The sequence below is a fragment of the Kitasatospora sp. Xyl93 genome (genome assembly GCF_055383135.1).
Genome location: NZ_AP029185.1, coordinates 5348702 through 5365606 on the forward strand (window position 1 = coordinate 5348702; position 16905 = coordinate 5365606).

Below are 16905 nucleotides of genomic sequence, written 5' to 3' on the forward strand. Positions count from 1 at the left end.
CTGATGGGCGCTCTCGATGAACCACTGACCAAGCTCGTCGGCGACCGCACCGCGAAGGTGCTCGCCGACAGCCTCAAGCTGCGCACGGTCGGGGACCTGCTGCACCACTACCCGCGCCGCTACGTCGAACGCGGCCAGCTCACCAGCCTGGACGAGCTGGAGGTCGACGAGCACGTCACCGTGCTGGCCCGGATCGAGAAGGTCACCCTGATCCCGTTCCGCGGCCGCAAGGGCGACCGGCTGGAGGTCGTCGTCACCGACGGCCGCAGCCGGCTGTCGCTGGTCTTCTTCAACCAGGGCTGGCGGCAGAAGGAGCTCAGGGCCGGCGCCCAGGGCCTGTTCGCCGGCAAGGTCGGGGTCTTCAACCGGACCCGCCAGCTGGTCTCGCCGGACTACCAGCTGCTCGACGAGGACGCCGGGTCGGACGCCGCGGAGCGGTTCGCCGGCCGGCTCATCCCGGTCTACGGCGCCAGCGCGCAGATGCCCAGCTGGAAGCTGTCGATCTGCGTCGAGACCGCGCTCGCCAAGCACCTCGGCGACGTCGGCGAACCGCTGCCCGCCGAACTGCGCGAGCGGCACGACCTGATCCCGCTGCCCGAGGCGCTGGAGCTGATCCACCGCCCGCGCGGCCACGCCGACCGCGAGCGCGCCCAGAGCCGGCTGCGCTGGGACGAGGCCTTCGTGCTCCAGGTCGCCCTCGCGCAGCGCCGGGCCGCCGACTCCGCCCTGCCCGCCAAGCCGCGCCGGGCCCGCGAGGGCGGCCTGCTGGACGCCTTCGACGCCCGGCTGCCGTTCACCCTCACCGAGGGCCAGCGGAAGGTCTCCGCCGAGATCGCCGCCGACCTCGCCACCGACCACCCGATGCACCGGCTGCTCCAGGGCGAGGTCGGATCGGGGAAAGCTCAGCCGCTCGATGCGCTGGTGCTGACACCGGGCGGCTTCAAGGCCATGGGTGACATTCGCGTCGGGGATCTGGTGGTGACGCCGTCGGGTGATCTGGCACCCGTTGAGGGCGTATTTCCTCAGGGTGAGCGCGATGTCTGGCGGCTCGTCCTGTCGGACGGCAGCTCCGTCGAGTGCGATGACGAGCATCTGTGGATCGTCGCAACCAGCTGCGCCTGGCATCGCGGTGACGAGCCCAAGATCCTGACGACGCGGGAGATCCGTAACGACACCTGGAAACGCAACGGAACGTCCAAGTGGTACCTGCCGCGGGCGGCGCCCGTCGATCTCGGGGGGACGGGCGAGCAGCCGCTCGATCCCTACCTGATGGGCGTGCTTCTGGGGGACGGGACGTTCCGCCACCAGCTGGGGTTCTCGACGGCCGATGCCGAGATCCTGGATGCGGTCCAGGCGGCCATTCCGCCGGACTGCGTGGTCACTCGGAAGCTCAGCAGGCCCTTCGACTACCTGATCAGGCTGCCCGGCCCACGTGGTGGGACACGGCGGAACCCGGTGATCCAGGCACTTCGCGAGCTTGGCCTCTGGGACCTGACCTCCCATGGAAAGTTCGTGCCCGAGGTCTACAAGAATGCCTCGATCAAGCAGCGACTTTCGCTACTGCAGGGGCTGATGGACACAGACGGCACCGTTGGGCGCAACGGCTACGACGTCTCGTTCTGCAGTGCCTCACGCCGCCTGGCGGATGACCTGGCCTGGCTGGTGCGGTCCCTCGGCGGGCGAGCGCGGGTGCTTGCGAGGAAGGCCGCGTTCGTGGTGTCGGTCGGGCTGCCTGACGAGTTCCCGCCGTTTCGCCTCTCTCGGAAGGCCGAACGGGTCGCGGACCGGCCCAAGTACAACGCCTTCCGGCGCGGCATTCGGCAGGTCGAGTACGTCGGCCGCAAGCCGGTGCAGTGCATCCGGGTCGGGCACCCCGATTCCGCCTACGTCACCGACAACTTCACCGTGACGCACAACACGCTGGTCGCGCTGCGCGCCATGCTCGCCGTGGTGGACGCGGGCGGCCAGGCGGTGCTGCTGGCGCCCACCGAGGTGCTCGCCCAGCAGCACCACCGCTCGATCGTCGAGATGATGGGGGACCTCGCCGAGGGCGGCATGCTCGGCGGCTCCGACCTCGGCACCCGGGTGGTGCTGCTGACCGGTTCGATGGGCGTCGCCGCCCGCCGCCAGGCGCTGCTCGACATGGCTTGCGGGGACGCCGGGATCGCCATCGGCACCCACGCGCTGATCGAGGACAAGGTCCAGTTCCAGGACCTCGGCCTGGTCGTGGTGGACGAGCAGCACCGCTTCGGCGTCGAGCAGCGGGACGCGCTGCGCGCCAAGGGCGAACAGCCGCCGCACCTGCTGGTGATGACGGCCACCCCGATCCCGCGCACCGTCGCGATGACGGTCTTCGGGGACCTGGAGACCTCCGTCCTGGACCAGCTGCCGGCTGGCCGCTCGCCGATCTCCACCCACGTCGTCCCGGCACTGGAGAAGCCCAACTTCCTCACCCGGGCCTGGGAGAGGGTCCGCGAGGAGGTCGCCAAGGGCCACCAGGCGTACGTGGTCTGCCCCCGGATCGGGGACGAGGAGCCCGCCGCGGACCCGAAGAAGAAGCGCCGCGGGGCCGTCGAGGACGGCTTCGAGGAGGTCGCCGACGCGGGCGCCGGGAGTGACGAACGGCGGCCCCCGCTCTCGGTGGTGGAGACGGCCGGGAAGCTGGTCGAGGGCCCGCTGAGCGGCCTGCGGGTGGAGATCCTGCACGGCCGGCTCGCGCCGGAGGCCAAGGACGAGGTGATGCGCCGGTTCGCGGCCGGCGAGGTGGACGTGCTGGTCGCCACCACGGTCATCGAGGTCGGCGTCAACGTCCCCAACTCCACCGCGATGGTCATCATGGACGCCGACCGCTTCGGCGTCTCCCAGCTCCACCAGCTGCGCGGCCGGGTCGGCCGCGGCAGCGCACCGGGCCTGTGCCTGCTGGTCAGCGAGATGCCCGGCGGCAGCGCCGCGCGGGCCCGGCTGGACGCGGTGGCGGGCACCCTGGACGGCTTCGAGCTGTCCCGGATCGACCTCGAACAGCGCCGCGAGGGCGACGTGCTGGGCCAGGCCCAGTCCGGGGTGAAGTCCTCGCTCAAGGTGCTCTCGGTGCTGGAGGACGAGGAGGTCATCCTCACCGCCCGCACCGAGGCCACCCGGCTGGTCGCCGAGGACCCGGAGCTGACCGCCCACCCGGAGCTGCGCACCGCGCTGGAGAGCCTGCTCGACGAGGACCGCGCGGCCTACATGGAGAAGGGCTGAGCGGTCCCGGACAGGTCGGATTGTCAGACCCCCGGGAGAGAATGAAGGTGTTCAGGGCGCACCCCCAAGGTGCGTACCTGGCGCGACACTTGGGGGTCAAGCCATGGCATTCCGTCATCTCAACGAGCTCCCGCTGGGCGACAAGGTCTTCCGGATCGAACTCGCCAGCGACGACGACCGCGAGGTCACCCTCACCCTGACCGGCTGGCGCGAGGGTGCGGCCGCCGCGCCGCTCGCCTCGGGCAAGCTCCGCCTGCCGGTCGAGGACGTCGCCTCGCTGCGGATCGCGCTCAACCGCGCGCTGCGGGCGCTGGCGATCGTCGCCGACGTCTCCGAGCCCATCCCCGACCGCGACGTGCTGCGCGAGCTGTACCCCGGCCACGGCGCCCCCTGGGTGCCGCAGCACGAGGAGGAGCTGGTCCGGCGCTTCCACGACGGCGAGACCATCGCCCGGATCGCCGCCCGCTTCGGCCGCACGCCCGACTCCGTCCGGACCAAGCTGCGCGAGCTCGGGCACGACCCGCGCCGCCCCGAGTTCTGCCCGCCCGACGGCTGCCTGTCCTGGTCCCGCTACGCCTCGCCGGCCCTGCTCGGCGCGGGCACCCCGGCCCCGGCGGCGGGCTCCGAGGCGAGCTGACCACCCGAGTGCGCGACCGTGGCCCCTGCCGGGCGAACCGGCAGGGGCCACGGCCGTCACCCGCCGGCTCGGGATAGCGTGGTCGGGCAGCGACGAAAGGACCTCCCACCACCATGACCCGCGTGATCGCCGGGGCGGCCGGCGGCCGCCGGCTGGCCGTACCGCCCGGCCGGGGCACCCGACCGACCTCCGACAAGGCCCGCGAGGCGATGTTCTCCACCCTGGAGGCGCTGCGCGGCACCGTGCACGGGGCCCGGATGCTGGACCTGTTCGGCGGGTCGGGCGCGGTCGGGCTGGAGGCGCTGTCGCGCGGCGCCGAGCACGTCCTGCTGGTCGAGGCGGACGGCCAGGCGGCCCGGGTGATCCGGGAGAACGTCCGGACGCTCGGCCTGCCGGGAGCCGAGGTTCGGGCCGCCAGGGCGGAGAAGGTGATCGCCGGCCCGCCGCCGCAGACCCCGTACGACCTGGTCTTCCTCGATCCGCCGTACGCCGTGACGGACGCGGAACTGCGCGAGATGCTGATCACACTCCTGGCTACGGGCTGGCTCGCGGAGGACGCACTCGTCACCGTGGAGCGCAGCACCCGTGGCGGCGAGTTCCACTGGCCCGAGGGTTTCGAGGGGCTGCGCTCCCGCCGCTACGGCGAGGGCACGCTCTGGTACGGTCGCGCCGCCGCCGCGGCCGGCGAGCAGGAATAGCGGGCCGCGGCCCGCTGCAGTCGTCACCCCACGAGGGAGCACAAACGCCATGCGCCGAGCCGTCTGTCCCGGTTCGTTCGACCCGATCACCAACGGCCACCTCGACATCATCGAGCGGGCCTCGAAGCTGTACGACGTCGTGCACGTCGCGGTGGCGATCAACCGCAACAAGCAGGGCATGTTCACCGTCGAGGAGCGGATCGAGCTGATCGAGGAGACCACCGCCCAGTACGGGAACGTGGTGGTCGAGGCGCACCTCGGCCTGCTGGTGGACTTCTGCCGCGAGCGGGACATCCCGGCCATCGTCAAGGGCCTGCGCGCGGTCAGCGACTTCGACTACGAGCTGCAGATGGCCCAGATGAACCACGGCCTGACCGGTGTCGAGACGCTCTTCCTGCCGACCTCGCCGACGTACAGCTTCCTCTCCTCGACGCTGGTCAAGGAGGTCGCCTCGTACGGTGGCGACGTCTCGCACCTGCTGCCGGAGACGGTGCACCGCCGGCTGGTCGAGCGGATCGCGGAGCGCAAGGCCCAGCAGTAGTCCGCTGCCTGTCCCTTTCTGCCGGTTCGTCATGGATTGTCCCGGGGGCGGGAGACCGGTTCGGCTCAGGCGTTGTGACCCCGCAGCGCACTGGCCGTACAGTCTGTATTCCTGCCCCGCGGTGAGGTCCACCGCGTCGGGCCTGCCTCCGCCGGACCGTCGGCGGCACACGGAAAGACGAAGCCCCGTGGACGTGCAGAACAAGGTCGACGAGATCGTGGCGGCGGTCGAGAACGCCCGCTCGATGCCGATGTCGGCCTCCTGCGTGGTGAACCGGGCCGAGCTGATCGGCCTGCTCAACGACCTCAGGTCGGCCCTGCCCGCCGAACTCGCCCAGGCCCAGTCGGTGATGGCCGACCACGAGCAGGTGGTGGCGGACGCCCAGGCCGAGGCCGAGCGGATCATCCAGGGCGCGCACGCCGAGCGCGGCTCGCTGATCTCGGACACCGAGGTGGTCCGCCAGGCCCAGGCCCAGGCCGACCGGATCCTCGCCGAGGCGCGCGCCGAGGTCGACGCCAAGCGGGCCGAGGCCGACGACTACGTGGACAGCAAGCTCGCCAACTTCGAGGTCGTGCTGACCAAGACGCTCGGCGCGGTCGGCCGCGGCCGCACCAAGCTGCGCGGCGACTCCAGCGTCTTCGAGACCGAGTCCGAGGGCGAGGCCGACGGCGAGGAGTTCCGCCCGCAGCGGATCAGCCCGAGCCCCGAGGTCGACGAGTACGTCGATGTGAAGCTCGCCACCCTGGAGAACGTGCTCGGCGCCACCCTGGAGGCGGTCGGCAAGGGCCGCGACAAGCTGCTCGGCAAGCGGCCCATCGACGAGCTGGGCGCCTACCTGGCCGCCGCCGACCAGGCCCAGCAGGCCAAGGAGCGGGCCGAGGCGGTCGCGGCGGGCTTCGCCCAGGACGCGGACGGCGCGGACATCGCCTGGTACCGCGAGGACGTCCCGCAGCAGCAGACCTGGCCGGAGCAGGCCCCGGCCGCGGCCGGGTGGCAGGCCCCCGGCACCGACCAGTACGCGGCGGCCCAGCAGCCGGGCGGGCAGTACGCCGAGGTGTACGGCGGCGGCTACGACCCGGCCGGCCAGGGAGACCCGTACAACACCCAGTGGGGCCAGCAGCAGGGCGGCTACCAGCAGCAGGGCTACCCGGACCAGCAGCAGGGCGGCTACGGCTATCCCCAGCAGCAGCAGGGCTACCCGGCGCAGTCGTACGACGGCTACACCTACCCCCAGCCGCCCGCCGCCCCGCCGGCCGTGCCCCACCAGCAGCAGGGCCAGGGCCAGCAGGGCCAGGCCCAGGGCCAGGGCCAGGGGCAGGGCCTGGACGAGACCAGCTTCTTCGACACCAGCATGATCGACATGACCAGGCTGCGGGAGCTCGGCGGGCGCTGAGCAGCACGTCGCGGGAGTCTCCTGACGGGACCGAAGTTGGGCCTGGCGGGAGACTCCGGTAGTCTGACCACTCCGGCCTCTCCATGTCCGGCTGTCGGCTTGCCCTCGCAACGCCGTCCGGTACGGAGACGCAATCGAAGATTCCCCATGGAAGTCAGGACACCGTGAACCGCCTCGACCACCGCGACCCCCTCGTGTTCGACACGCACGAGCTCGGTCGTCGCCCGGGCTCGATGCGCAAGGTGAGCCGGACCCTGGAGGCCCCCGAGGGCTTCGGGATCATCGACGTGATCGGCGTGCCGGAGAAGAGCCCGATCGAGCTGGAGCTCCGCCTGGAGTCCGTGGTCGAGGGCGTGCTGGTCACCGGTACCGCCGGGGCCCACGTCGAGGGCGAGTGCGTCCGGTGCCTGGAGCCCGTCGAGTTCGACGTCGACGTGGACTTCCAGGAGCTGTACTACTACCCGGAGTCCGACGAGCGCCACCGCGCCCGGACGGCCGGGGCCGAGGACCTCGACGAGGACTCGGAAGAAGAGACTTACCGTCTGGAGGGCGACTTCTTCGACCTCCGGCCGGTGCTGCGTGACGCGGTGGTGCTCGCACTGCCGCTGCAGCCGGTGTGCCAGGAAGACTGCCTGGGCCTGTGCTCCGAGTGCGGAGCGCGCCTGAGTGACGACCCGGCGCACCACCACGATGCCGTCGACCCCAGGTGGGCGGCTCTGCAGGGACTCTCCGCCGCCCCCGGCGACGAGGGTGACGGATCTAAGAACAGCGACACCCGTGAGGGTCTCGCCGAGAACCAGGAGAAGTAGCCGTGGCTGTTCCGAAGCGGAAGATGTCGCGCAGCAACACGCGCCACCGCCGTTCCAACTGGAAGGCCGTCGTTCCGGCCCTCGTGGCCTGCGACCGCTGCCACGAGCCGAAGCTCGGCCACATCGCGTGCCCGAGCTGCGGCACGTACAACCGTCGCCAGGTCCTCTCGGTCTGATCGGCGGGGTGTACGGATCGATGTCGGACGGTAACTCCACCCGCAAGGCGTCCACCGCCCCGAAGGGTTCCTCTTCAGGCGGAGGCAAGGCCGGCGGGCCGGCTTCGACCGAATACGACGTCCTGGAAGGGCGCCTCGGGTACACACTCGAGCGCGCCCTTCTGGTACGTGCCCTGACCCACCGCTCGTACGCGTACGAGAACGGCGGGCTGCCCACCAACGAGCGCCTGGAGTTCCTCGGCGACTCGGTGCTGGGCCTGGTGGTGACGGACACCCTCTACCGCGTCCACCCGGACGTCCCGGAGGGCACGCTCGCCAAGCTGCGCGCCGCGGTGGTCAACTCCCGCGCGCTCGCGGACGTCGGCCGCGGCCTGGAGCTCGGCGCGTTCATCCGCCTCGGCAAGGGCGAGGAGGGTACCGGCGGCCGCGACAAGTCGTCGATCCTCGCCGACACCGTCGAGGCCGTGATCGGCGCCGTCTACCTGGACCAGGGCCTGGACGCGGCCACCGAGTTCGTCCACCGGCTGTTCGACCCGCTGATCGAGGAGTCCTCTCAGCTGGGCGCCGGCCTGGACTGGAAGACCAGCCTCCAGGAACTCACCGCCTCGGTGGGCATCGGAGTGCCGGAGTACGTGGTCATGGAGTCCGGCCCGGACCACGAGAAGACCTTCACCGCGGCGGCCCGGGTGGCCGGCGAGGACTTCGGCAGCGGCGTCGGCCGCTCGAAGAAGGAAGCCGAGCAGAAGGCCGCCGAGAGCGCCTGGCGCGCGATCAAGGAGAAGTACGCCGACCGGCTGCCCGCCGGGGCGTAGCGCGGGCCCACTGGGCACCCCTCCGGGCGGCGACGCGTCCGAGTAGCCTTCACTCCTGCTGATCCCTACCGAGCAGGAGGCGTGTTCCGGTGCCCGAACTTCCCGAGGTCGAGGTCGTCCGCCGTGGTCTGGCCAACTGGGTGGCCGGGCGGACCGTCTCCGACGTCCAGGTGCTGCACCCGCGCGCGGTGCGCCGCCAGCCGGCCGGCGCGGCGGACTTCGCGGCCCGGCTGACCGGCACCACCCTCGGCACCGCGCAGCGGCGCGGCAAGTACCTGTGGGTGCCGCTGGCCGGTACCGGCGTGGGATTCTCGCTGATCGGCCACCTCGGGATGAGCGGCCAACTGCTCGTCCAGGACCCGTCCGTCCCCGACGAGACGCACCTGCGGGTGCGGCTGCGCTTCGCCGACGGCGGGCGCGAACTGCGCTTCGTCGACCAGCGGACCTTCGGCGGCCTGGCGGTCGAGGAGGCCGAGGAGGGGGACCCGGGGGGCACCCCGGTCTCCATCGCGCACATCGCCCGCGACCCGCTGGACCCGCGCTTCGACGACGCCGCCTTCGCGGCCGCGCTGCGCGCCAGGCGGACCACCGTCAAGCGCGCCCTGCTCGACCAGACCCTGATCAGCGGCGTCGGCAACATCTACGCCGACGAGGCGCTGTGGCGCTCGAAGCTGCACTACGACCGCCCGACGGCGACCCTCACCCGCCCGCAGGCCCTGCTGCTGCTGGCCAACGCCCGGGACGTGATGACCGCGGCGCTCGCCGTCGGCGGCACCAGCTTCGACAGCCTCTACGTCAACGTGAACGGCGAGAGCGGCTACTTCTCCCGGGACCTCGACGCCTACGGCCGCGAGCAGGAGCCCTGCCGCCGCTGCGGCACGCCGATCCGGCGGGCGGCCTGGATGAACCGCTCCAGCTACTTCTGCCCCCGCTGCCAGCGCGTGCCGCGCATCCGCACCGGGGCCTGAGACAGGGCGCGGCCCGTGGGTGCCCGCCGGATCCGACGGGTACCCACGGGCCACGCCCCGGGCTACTTGTGCGCGAGTTCGGGTTCCTCCGCGGACGCCTCCCCGGGCGCGCCGTGGGTGTCCTGGCCGAAGTAGGCGACCCCGACCGCGGCGACCACCGCCAGCAGGAAGCCGGCCGCGCCGAGCCAGCCGAGGCCGGCCTTGGTGGAGTCCCCGAGCCAGAGCACGCCGGCCGCGCCGGGCAGCACCGTCTCACCGACCACCAGGGCGGCGGTCGCGCCGTTCACCGAGCCGATCTGGAGCGCCACGGTGTGGATGTACATGCCGCCGATGCCGCCGACCAGGACGGCGTAGAGCGCCGGGTCGGTGAGCAGCGAGCCGAGGTCGAACGGCTCGATGCCGTTGAGGACGCGCACCCCGACGCCCAGGGCGCCGAAGCCGAGGCCGGAGAGCAGGCCGGCGACGATCGCGCCGTTGGCGCCCATCCGCCGCACCACCAGGCTGCCGCCGACCAGCAGCACGGTGGTGACGATCAGCAGCCACCAGTGGAAGGACATCGCCGCGTGGTGGCCGCCCTCCGGCCCGGCCGACACGGCCAGCAGCACCAGCGCCGAGCAGAGCACGGCGATCGAGGCCCACTCCAGCTGCTTGAGCCGGATGCCCAGCAGCTTGATGCTGAGCACCGCGGTGATCACCAGGTTGGCGCTGATGATGGTCTGGGAGAGGAACAGCGGCAGCAGCCGGGCGGCCAGCGCGCCGAGCCCGAAACCGATCAGGTCGAGCACCGTGCCGAGGATGAACTCCCAGGTGACGGCGGCCTTCGCGGTCGAGGAGAGGCTCGGGCCGCCGTGCTCGGTGGTCGAGCTGGTGGCGCCCTTGGCCGCCTCCTCCCGGGCCGAGCGGCGGGAGCCGACGGCCTGGAGGACCGAGCCGGTGCCGTAGCAGGCGGATGCCGCCACGGCGGTGACGAGGCCGATGATCACCGAGCGCTCCGATCGGGAGTTGGGTCAGGAACGGGCTGAGTAAAGAAAAGGCAATGGGACCGGTGGTCCGGGACCACTATGCCGGTTCGCACGGTACGGTCGGCACGCCCCCCGGAGTACCCCGGAACCGGGCCGGGCCTGCCGGAACGTACGTCCGGCGGCCTCCGGCGGTTCCCGGGCGGGCCGCGGGTCAGGGACGGCTGGGGGAAACATCATCCCCGAGGAGGGGAGCGGCCCCGGCGGTCGGCGGGGACTCTTGTCAACACCAGTATGCGAAGGGTATGGCGTGCTCGGGGGCAGGTCGCGGTAGCGTCGGGGGCATGAGAACCCTTGCACGACCTTCCCGGGGCGCCGGGCCGCTTGCCCTGGTGGCGGCGCTGCTCGGGCTGCTGCTCCTGCTGGCGCCGGCGGCCTCCGCGGCCGGGCTGAGCGACGCCGCGGCCACCCTGAAGAAGGGCCAGGTCTACGTCGACCCGGCGATGACGGGCCGCTTCAGCCAGGCCCAGGCCGACGCCCTGACCAAGAAGATCGACAAGGCCGACAAGCCGATCTTCGTCGCGGTGGTCCCCGACTCGCCCTCCTACGCCAAGGAGACCGTCTTCAAGGACCTCCGCACCAAGGTCGGCATCGACGGGGTGTACGCGGTCTGGCGCGGTGACCAGTTCACCGCCCGGGCCGACCGGGGCGCGCTGGGCGCCGGCCTCCCGGAGCGGATCGCCGGCGCGGCCTTCCGCTCGAACAACGGCGACATCGACGCCACCCTGAACGAGTTCGTCGACCAGGCCGCCCCGCAGACCAAGGGCACCGGGGTCAACCACAGCACCTCGATCGCCTGGGTGGTCGTCCCGGTGGTGCTGGTCGCACTGGCCGGCGCCGGTGTCTTCCTGCTCTTCCGCCGCGCCAAGAAGCGCAAGGAGGAGCAGGCCCGGGCCGAGCTGGAGCAGCTGCGCCGGGTGGTGGACGAGGACATCACCGCCTTCGGCGAGGAGCTGGACCGGCTCGACTTCAACCCGGCCGCGGCCGACGCCGACGACGCCCAGCGCACCGACTACACCCACGCCCTGGACTCGTACGAGAAGTCCAAGCGGCTGATGGACGAGGCCAAGCGGCCGGAGGACGTCAAGCAGGTCACCGAAGCGATCGAGGACGGCCGGTTCGCGCTGGCCGCCCTGAGCGCCCGGCGGGGCGGGCGCCCGCTGCCCGAGCGCCGTCCCCCGTGCTTCATGGACCCGCGGCACGGCCCGTCCGTCAAGGACGTCGACTGGTCCCCGGCCGGCGGCTCGGTCCGTTCCGTGCCGGTCTGCCAGGCCGACGCGGACCGGGTGGCGGCCGGCCTCGACCCGGCCGTCCGCACCGTGGACACCGAGCACGGCCCGCAGCCGTACTGGAACGCCGGCCCGGCGTACGCCCCGTATGCGGGCGGCTACTACGGCGGCTTCGGCGGCGGGCTGCTGCCGGCCCTGCTGGTCGGCACCATGCTCGGCTCGGTGATGAGCTCGCCGGCGTACGCGGCCGGGCCGATGATGGACGGCGGCCACGGCTACCAGGACCAGAACGAGGGCGGTGACTTCACCGGCGCCGACTTCAACGGCGGCGACTTCGGCGGGTTCGGTGGTGGCGGCGACTTCGGTGGCGGCGGCGACTTCGGCGGTGGCGGCGACTTCGGCGGCGGGGACTGGTAGCCCGCCGGACCGACCGTCCGCTCCAGCGGCCCCGCCGGTGCTCCGGCGGGGCCGCTGCCGTTCCTCCGCGCGGGCGGGCGTGCCCCGGTCGGCGGGTGCGGACGGCGTCCCCGGTCGGCGGCGCGGGGCGGGTCGAGGCCGGGCGCGCGGGGGGTCGGGGCGTGTCCTAAGGTCGGGGCATGCACGGTCGCGACGCCCACAGTGAGGAACCGGTCCGGGTGACCGCCTGGGTCCGGGGGAAGGTCCAGCAGGTCGGGTTCCGCTGGTGGACCAGGGCGCGGGCGCTGGAGATCGGACTGACCGGCTACGCCAGCAACCTCGGCGACGGCCGGGTGCAGGTGGTGGCCGAGGGGCTCGCCCCCGACTGCGAACAGCTGCTGGCCCGGCTGCGCGGCCCGGGGACCCCGGGGAACGTCAGCGGGGTCACCGAGATCTGGACGGCCGTCGGCGCCGGTTACGAGGGTTTCGAGATCCGCTGAGCCGCCTCCGGACCGCCCCGGGGCGCACCCGTCGACGGACCACCGGCGGCCCGCCGCACGGGCTTCCGGGAAAAGATCGGGAACCGGCGGTGTCACGAGGTTGCCATCCGGGCAGACTCGTGGTTGACTCCGCATCGAACGATGATCCACGAGCACGTGGTGGACCCGTCCCGGAACCCCCCAGGCGTGACGACACCGCCGGGCAGGTGACAGGGACGCGGTAGCGTGCGGTGATCGTGTTGACCCTTTCCGTCTTTGGTGAGACGCTGGAAGCCCGCGCACACGACCGCGTTCTCCCGGTAGGCGCATGCCCTCGTGAGCCCAGCTCACGGTGGTTATGCCGTAGTGCCCAGCCAGCACTTCCGGTGACGCGCCGCGCGTGCGTCCCCCTTCCCCCTAGACCTGGACCGTTCCGGTTCGGTCACTCAGCGTGGAGGACCATTCATCATGGCAAAGGCGCTTCTCGGGTACGTCGGCGGCCCCGACCCGCGAATGCTCTCCGAGATGCGACGGCTTCAGCAGCGCGTCCAGGATCTTGAAGCCGAGCTCCTTCGGATGCAGGCTGAGAACGACGCACTGACCGCTGTCGCCGGCGAGCACTCGCTGCTCAACAGCATCGATCTGGATCAGCGGGAGCCGGCTCTCACCTGAGTCCCGCCCGGTCCTCGCAGATCGACGCCGCTGTGCACTGAGCCGCCCCGAAAGGGACGCAGCTTGCAAGGGACGCCCGGATGTGGCGTCCCTTCGTCGTGTCCGGCTCCCGATACAGTCGGTTCCCGTCGTGAGCGATAGAGGGGAACCGGCCGCGTGCACCTGAAGAGTCTGACGCTGCGCGGGTTCAAGTCCTTCGCCTCCAGCACCACCCTGCGCTTCGAGCCCGGCATCACCTGCGTCGTCGGCCCGAACGGCTCCGGCAAGTCGAACGTGGTCGACGCGCTGTCCTGGGTGATGGGCGAGCAGGGGGCCAAGTCGCTGCGCGGCGGCAAGATGGAGGACGTCATCTTCGCCGGGACCAGCGGGCGCGCCCCGCTCGGCCGCGCCGAGGTCAGCCTCACCATCGACAACGGTGACGGCGCCCTGCCGATCGACTACTCCGAGGTGACGATCACCCGGACGATGTTCCGCAACGGCGGCAGCGAGTACGCGCTCAACGGCGAGACCTGCCGCCTGCTGGACATCCAGGAACTGCTCTCCGACTCCGGCATCGGCCGCGAGATGCACGTCATCGTCGGGCAGGGGCAGCTCGACTCCGTCCTGCACGCCGACCCGATGGGCCGCCGCGCCTTCATCGAGGAGGCGGCCGGCGTCCTCAAGCACCGCAAGCGCAAGGAGAAGGCGCTGCGGAAGCTGGACGCGATGCAGGCCAACCTCAACCGGGTCCAGGACCTGGTGGCGGAACTGCGCCGCCAGCTCGGACCGCTCGGCCGGCAGGCCCGGATCGCCCGCCGGGCCGCCGGCATCCAGGCCGACCTGCGCGACGCCCGGCTGCGGCTGCTCGCCGACGACCTGTGCGCGCTCCGCCGGGCCGTCGAGGCCGAGATCGCGGACGAACTGGCGCTGCGGCTGCGCCGCACCACCGTCGAACAGGAGCTGGCCCGCGCGGTGCAGCGCGAACGCGTCCTGGAGGCGCAGGTCCAGCAGCTCGGGCCCGGCCTGGAGACCGCCCGGCAGACCTGGTACCGGCTCTCCGCGCTCGCCGAGCGCACCCGCGGCACCATCGGGCTGGCCGAGGCCCGAGCCCGGCACGCCGTCGCCGGGGGCCGGGGCGAGGAGCGGCGCGGGCGCGATCCGGAGGAGCTGGAGCGGGAGGCAGAACGGGTCCGCGAGGAGGAGGCCGCGCTGACCGAGGCGCTGGAGGAGGCGCGGTACGCGCTGGCCGAGGCGGTCGAGCGCAAGGACGGCGTGGAGCGGGAGCTGGCCGCCGAGGAGCGCCGGCTGCGGGACGCCGCCCGGGCGATCGCCGACCGCCGGGAGGGCCTGGCCCGGCTGCAGGGACAGGCCGCCGCCGCCCGGTCCAGGGCCGCCGCGGCGCAGGCCGAGACCGGTCGGCTCGCCGAGGCCCGGGACGAGGCGCTGCTGCGCGCCGAGGCCGCCCAGGGCGAACTGGAGGAGCTCCAGCAGCAGGTCGACGGCCTGGCCGGGGCCGACGAACAGGCCGAGGACCGGTACCGGCGGGCGCGCGAACGGCTGGCCGCCGTCGAGGCGGAGCTCGCCGCGGCCCGGGAGACGGCCGGCGCCGCCGAGCGCGAGCGGGCCGGGCTGACCGCGCGGCACGAGGCGCTCTCCCTCGGGCTGCGCCGCAAGGACGGCACCGGCGCGCTGCTCGACGCGGGGGAGCGGCTGGGCGGGCTGCTCGGCCCGGCGGCCGCGCTGTTGCGGATCGAGGCCGGGTACGAGGTGCCGCTCGCCGCGGCGCTCGGTGCGGCGGCCGACGCGGTGGCCGTCGACTCGCCGTCCGCCGCCGCCGGGGCGCTGCGGCTGCTGCGGGCCGAGGACGCCGGCCGGGCCGCGCTGCTGATCGCCGGTGCCGCCGACCCGGCGGAGACAGCCGGTGAGCCGCTGCCGGACGGTGCCCGCTGGGCGGCCGAACTGGTGGACGGCCCAGCCGAGTTGATCGGTGCGGTCCGGCGGCTGCTGGCCGGGGTGGCGGTGGTCGCCGACCTCGACCGGGCGCTGCGGCTGGTGGCCTCGCACCCCGGACTCTGTGCCGTCACCGCCGACGGGGACAGGCTCGGTGCCGGCTTCGCCCAGGGCGGCTCCGGCGGCGCGCCGAGCCTGCTGGAGACCCAGGCGGCGGTGGACGAGGCGGCCCGGGCGATCGGTGAACTCACCGCCCGCTGCGCCGAGTCGGCCGAGCGGCTGGCCGAACTCGCCGAACTGCGGCGGGAGACGGCCGCCGAGGTGGAGCAACTGGCCGAGCTGCGACGGCAGCAGGAGAAGGAGCGGGCCCAGGTCGCCGGGGCGCTCGGCCGGCTCGGCGGGCAGGCCCGGGCAGCCGCCGGGGAGGCCGGGCGGCTGTCGGCCGCCGCCGCGCGGGCCGCGCAGGGGCTGGCCGAACTGATCGACAGCGCCGAGGAGTCGGCGCAGCGCCTGGCCGCCGCCGAGGAGTCGGCGCAGGCGGGGGAGGACGAGCCGGACACCGCCGAGCAGCAGCGGCTGGCCGAGGCCGCCGGCGCCGCCCGGCAGGCCGAACTGGAGGCCCGGCTCGCGGTGCGCACCCACGAGGAGCGGGTCCGCGCCCTGACCGGCCGGGCCGACCAGCTGGACCGGGCCGCCCGCGCCGAGCGCGAGGCGCGCGCCCGGACCGCCGAGCGCCGCCGGCGCGCCGAGCACGACGCCTCGGTGGCGAACGCCGTCGCGGCGGGCGCCCGGCAGCTGCTGGCCTGCCTGGAGGTGTCGCTGGCCCGCGCGGACGCCGGGCGGGCGGCCGTCGAACAGGCGCGCACCGAGCGCGAGCAGGAGCTGCGCGAGCACCGGGAACACGGCCGCGCGCTCAAGGAGGAGCTGGACAGGCTGGTCGACGCCGGGCACCGGGACGAGGTGCTGCGCGCCGAGAAGCGGCTGCGGATCGAGCAGCTGGAGGCCCGTGCGCTGGAGGAGTTCGGCATCGACGGCGGCGAGCTGGTCGCCGGGTACGGTCCGGACCAGCCCGTCCCGCCGTCGTCCGCGGCGGAGGGCGCCGACGCCGCCGGCGCGGGAGGCGCGGGAGGCGCGGAAGGCCGGGAGCCGGAGGCGCCGTACCCGTACGTCCGGGCCGAGCAGGAGAAGCGGCTGCGGGCGGCCGAGAAGGCGTACCAGCAGCTCGGCAAGGTCAACCCGCTGGCGCTGGAGGAGTTCACCGCGCTGGAGGAGCGCCACCGGTTCCTCGGCGAGCAGCTGGACGACCTCAAGCGCAGCCGGCGCGACCTGCTGGACATCGTCCGGGACGTGGACCAGCGGGTCGAGCAGCTGTTCACCTCGGCCTACCACGACACCGCCGCCCAGTTCGAGGGCGTCTTCGCCCGGCTCTTCCCGGGCGGGGAGGGCCGGCTGGTGCTGACCGACCCGGACGACATGCTCGGCACCGGGGTCGAGGTGGAGGCCCGCCCGCCGGGCAAGAAGGTCAAGCGGCTGTCGCTGCTGTCCGGCGGCGAGCGCTCGCTGACCGCGGTGGCGCTGCTGGTGGCGATCTTCAAGGCCCGGCCCAGCCCGTTCTACGTGATGGACGAGGTGGAGGCGGCGCTGGACGAGACCAACCTGCGCCGACTGGTCGGGATCATGGAGGAGCTGCGGGAGAGCTCCCAGCTGATCGTGATCACCCACCAGAAGCTCACCATGGAGTCGGCCGACGCCCTCTACGGCGTGACCATGAAGGGCGACGGCATCTCGCAGGTGATCAGCCAGCGGCTGCGCACGGGGACACCTCCCGGCCGCCAGGCCGGGGGAGGGCACCGGGAACCGCGGCCCCGGGCCGCGCGAACCGCATCGGTGTAGAGCGGCTGCGGTCC

At 73.2% G+C, this 16905-nt stretch carries 14 protein-coding genes; 13 read left to right on the forward strand and 1 reads right to left on the reverse strand.

Annotated elements, in window-relative coordinates:
• Positions 1-3: 3 nt before the first annotated feature.
• From ACZ5GH_RS23825 to mutM, 9 genes are all read left to right on the forward strand, one after another.
• Positions 4-3240, forward strand: coding sequence for a helicase-related protein (locus ACZ5GH_RS23825; protein WP_464335190.1), 3237 nt, complete (start codon positions 4-6; stop codon positions 3238-3240).
• A gap of 103 nt (positions 3241-3343) precedes the next feature.
• The gene (locus tag ACZ5GH_RS23830; protein WP_387759335.1) at positions 3344-3877 is read left to right on the forward strand and encodes a hypothetical protein; all 534 of its coding nucleotides are present in this window, start codon (positions 3344-3346) and stop codon (positions 3875-3877) included.
• Positions 3878-3990: 113 nt separating this feature from the next.
• Positions 3991-4575, forward strand: coding sequence for a 16S rRNA (guanine(966)-N(2))-methyltransferase RsmD (rsmD, locus tag ACZ5GH_RS23835; RefSeq protein ID WP_387759337.1), 585 nt, complete (start codon positions 3991-3993; stop codon positions 4573-4575).
• A 49-nt stretch (positions 4576-4624) separates the two neighbouring features.
• A complete protein-coding gene (gene coaD / locus ACZ5GH_RS23840; protein WP_387759340.1) occupies positions 4625-5116 on the forward strand; it encodes a pantetheine-phosphate adenylyltransferase in 492 nt (163 codons plus the stop codon).
• Between the two features lie 187 nt (positions 5117-5303).
• Complete coding sequence (locus tag ACZ5GH_RS23845) at positions 5304-6509, forward strand: ATP synthase F0 subunit B (protein WP_464335191.1); 1206 nt, start codon at positions 5304-5306, stop codon at positions 6507-6509.
• A 164-nt stretch (positions 6510-6673) separates the two neighbouring features.
• Positions 6674-7318, forward strand: coding sequence for a YceD family protein (locus ACZ5GH_RS23850; RefSeq protein ID WP_387759344.1), 645 nt, complete (start codon positions 6674-6676; stop codon positions 7316-7318).
• Between the two features lie 2 nt (positions 7319-7320).
• Positions 7321-7494 (forward strand): 50S ribosomal protein L32, encoded by a 174-nt coding sequence (rpmF, locus tag ACZ5GH_RS23855; protein WP_030056747.1) that lies wholly within the window; start codon positions 7321-7323, stop codon positions 7492-7494.
• 20 nt (positions 7495-7514) lie between these two features.
• Positions 7515-8306, forward strand: coding sequence for a ribonuclease III (gene rnc / locus ACZ5GH_RS23860; RefSeq protein WP_387759346.1), 792 nt, complete (start codon positions 7515-7517; stop codon positions 8304-8306).
• Positions 8307-8395: 89 nt separating this feature from the next.
• Positions 8396-9274 (forward strand): bifunctional DNA-formamidopyrimidine glycosylase/DNA-(apurinic or apyrimidinic site) lyase, encoded by an 879-nt coding sequence (gene mutM, locus ACZ5GH_RS23865; protein ID WP_464335192.1) that lies wholly within the window; start codon positions 8396-8398, stop codon positions 9272-9274.
• Between the two features lie 62 nt (positions 9275-9336).
• On the opposite strand, the gene ACZ5GH_RS23870 is transcribed toward mutM, so the two are convergent.
• A complete protein-coding gene (locus ACZ5GH_RS23870) occupies positions 9337-10257 on the reverse strand; it encodes a DMT family protein (RefSeq protein WP_464335193.1) in 921 nt (306 codons plus the stop codon).
• A 320-nt stretch (positions 10258-10577) separates the two neighbouring features.
• On the opposite strand from ACZ5GH_RS23870, the gene ACZ5GH_RS23875 reads away from it, so the two are divergent.
• The 4 genes from ACZ5GH_RS23875 to smc all read left to right on the forward strand — a co-directional run bounded on the left by ACZ5GH_RS23875 (position 10578) and on the right by smc (position 16891).
• Positions 10578-11939, forward strand: a complete 1362-nt coding sequence (locus ACZ5GH_RS23875; RefSeq protein WP_464335194.1) for a hypothetical protein — start codon at positions 10578-10580, stop codon at positions 11937-11939.
• 179 nt (positions 11940-12118) lie between these two features.
• Entirely contained in the window at positions 12119-12418 is a 300-nt protein-coding gene (locus ACZ5GH_RS23880) for an acylphosphatase (protein WP_387759354.1), read from the forward strand.
• A 447-nt stretch (positions 12419-12865) separates the two neighbouring features.
• Positions 12866-13069 (forward strand): hypothetical protein, encoded by a 204-nt coding sequence (locus ACZ5GH_RS23885; RefSeq protein ID WP_270143783.1) that lies wholly within the window; start codon positions 12866-12868, stop codon positions 13067-13069.
• A 156-nt stretch (positions 13070-13225) separates the two neighbouring features.
• Positions 13226-16891, forward strand: coding sequence for a chromosome segregation protein SMC (gene smc, locus ACZ5GH_RS23890; RefSeq protein ID WP_464335195.1), 3666 nt, complete (start codon positions 13226-13228; stop codon positions 16889-16891).
• The last annotated feature ends 14 nt before the right edge of the window (positions 16892-16905 follow it).

Coding starts and splice junctions, on each gene's coding strand:
- rsmD (WP_387759337.1), top strand. CDS start 3,991: ATGACCCGCGTGATCGCCGGGGCGGCCGGCGGCCGCCGGCTGGCCGTA.
- ACZ5GH_RS23875 (WP_464335194.1), top strand. CDS start 10,578: ATGAGAACCCTTGCACGACCTTCCCGGGGCGCCGGGCCGCTTGCCCTG.
- coaD (WP_387759340.1), top strand. CDS start 4,625: ATGCGCCGAGCCGTCTGTCCCGGTTCGTTCGACCCGATCACCAACGGC.
- ACZ5GH_RS23880 (WP_387759354.1), top strand. CDS start 12,119: ATGCACGGTCGCGACGCCCACAGTGAGGAACCGGTCCGGGTGACCGCC.
- rnc (WP_387759346.1), top strand. CDS start 7,515: ATGTCGGACGGTAACTCCACCCGCAAGGCGTCCACCGCCCCGAAGGGT.
- ACZ5GH_RS23825 (WP_464335190.1), top strand. CDS start 4: ATGGGCGCTCTCGATGAACCACTGACCAAGCTCGTCGGCGACCGCACC.
- ACZ5GH_RS23885 (WP_270143783.1), top strand. CDS start 12,866: ATGGCAAAGGCGCTTCTCGGGTACGTCGGCGGCCCCGACCCGCGAATG.
- ACZ5GH_RS23830 (WP_387759335.1), top strand. CDS start 3,344: ATGGCATTCCGTCATCTCAACGAGCTCCCGCTGGGCGACAAGGTCTTC.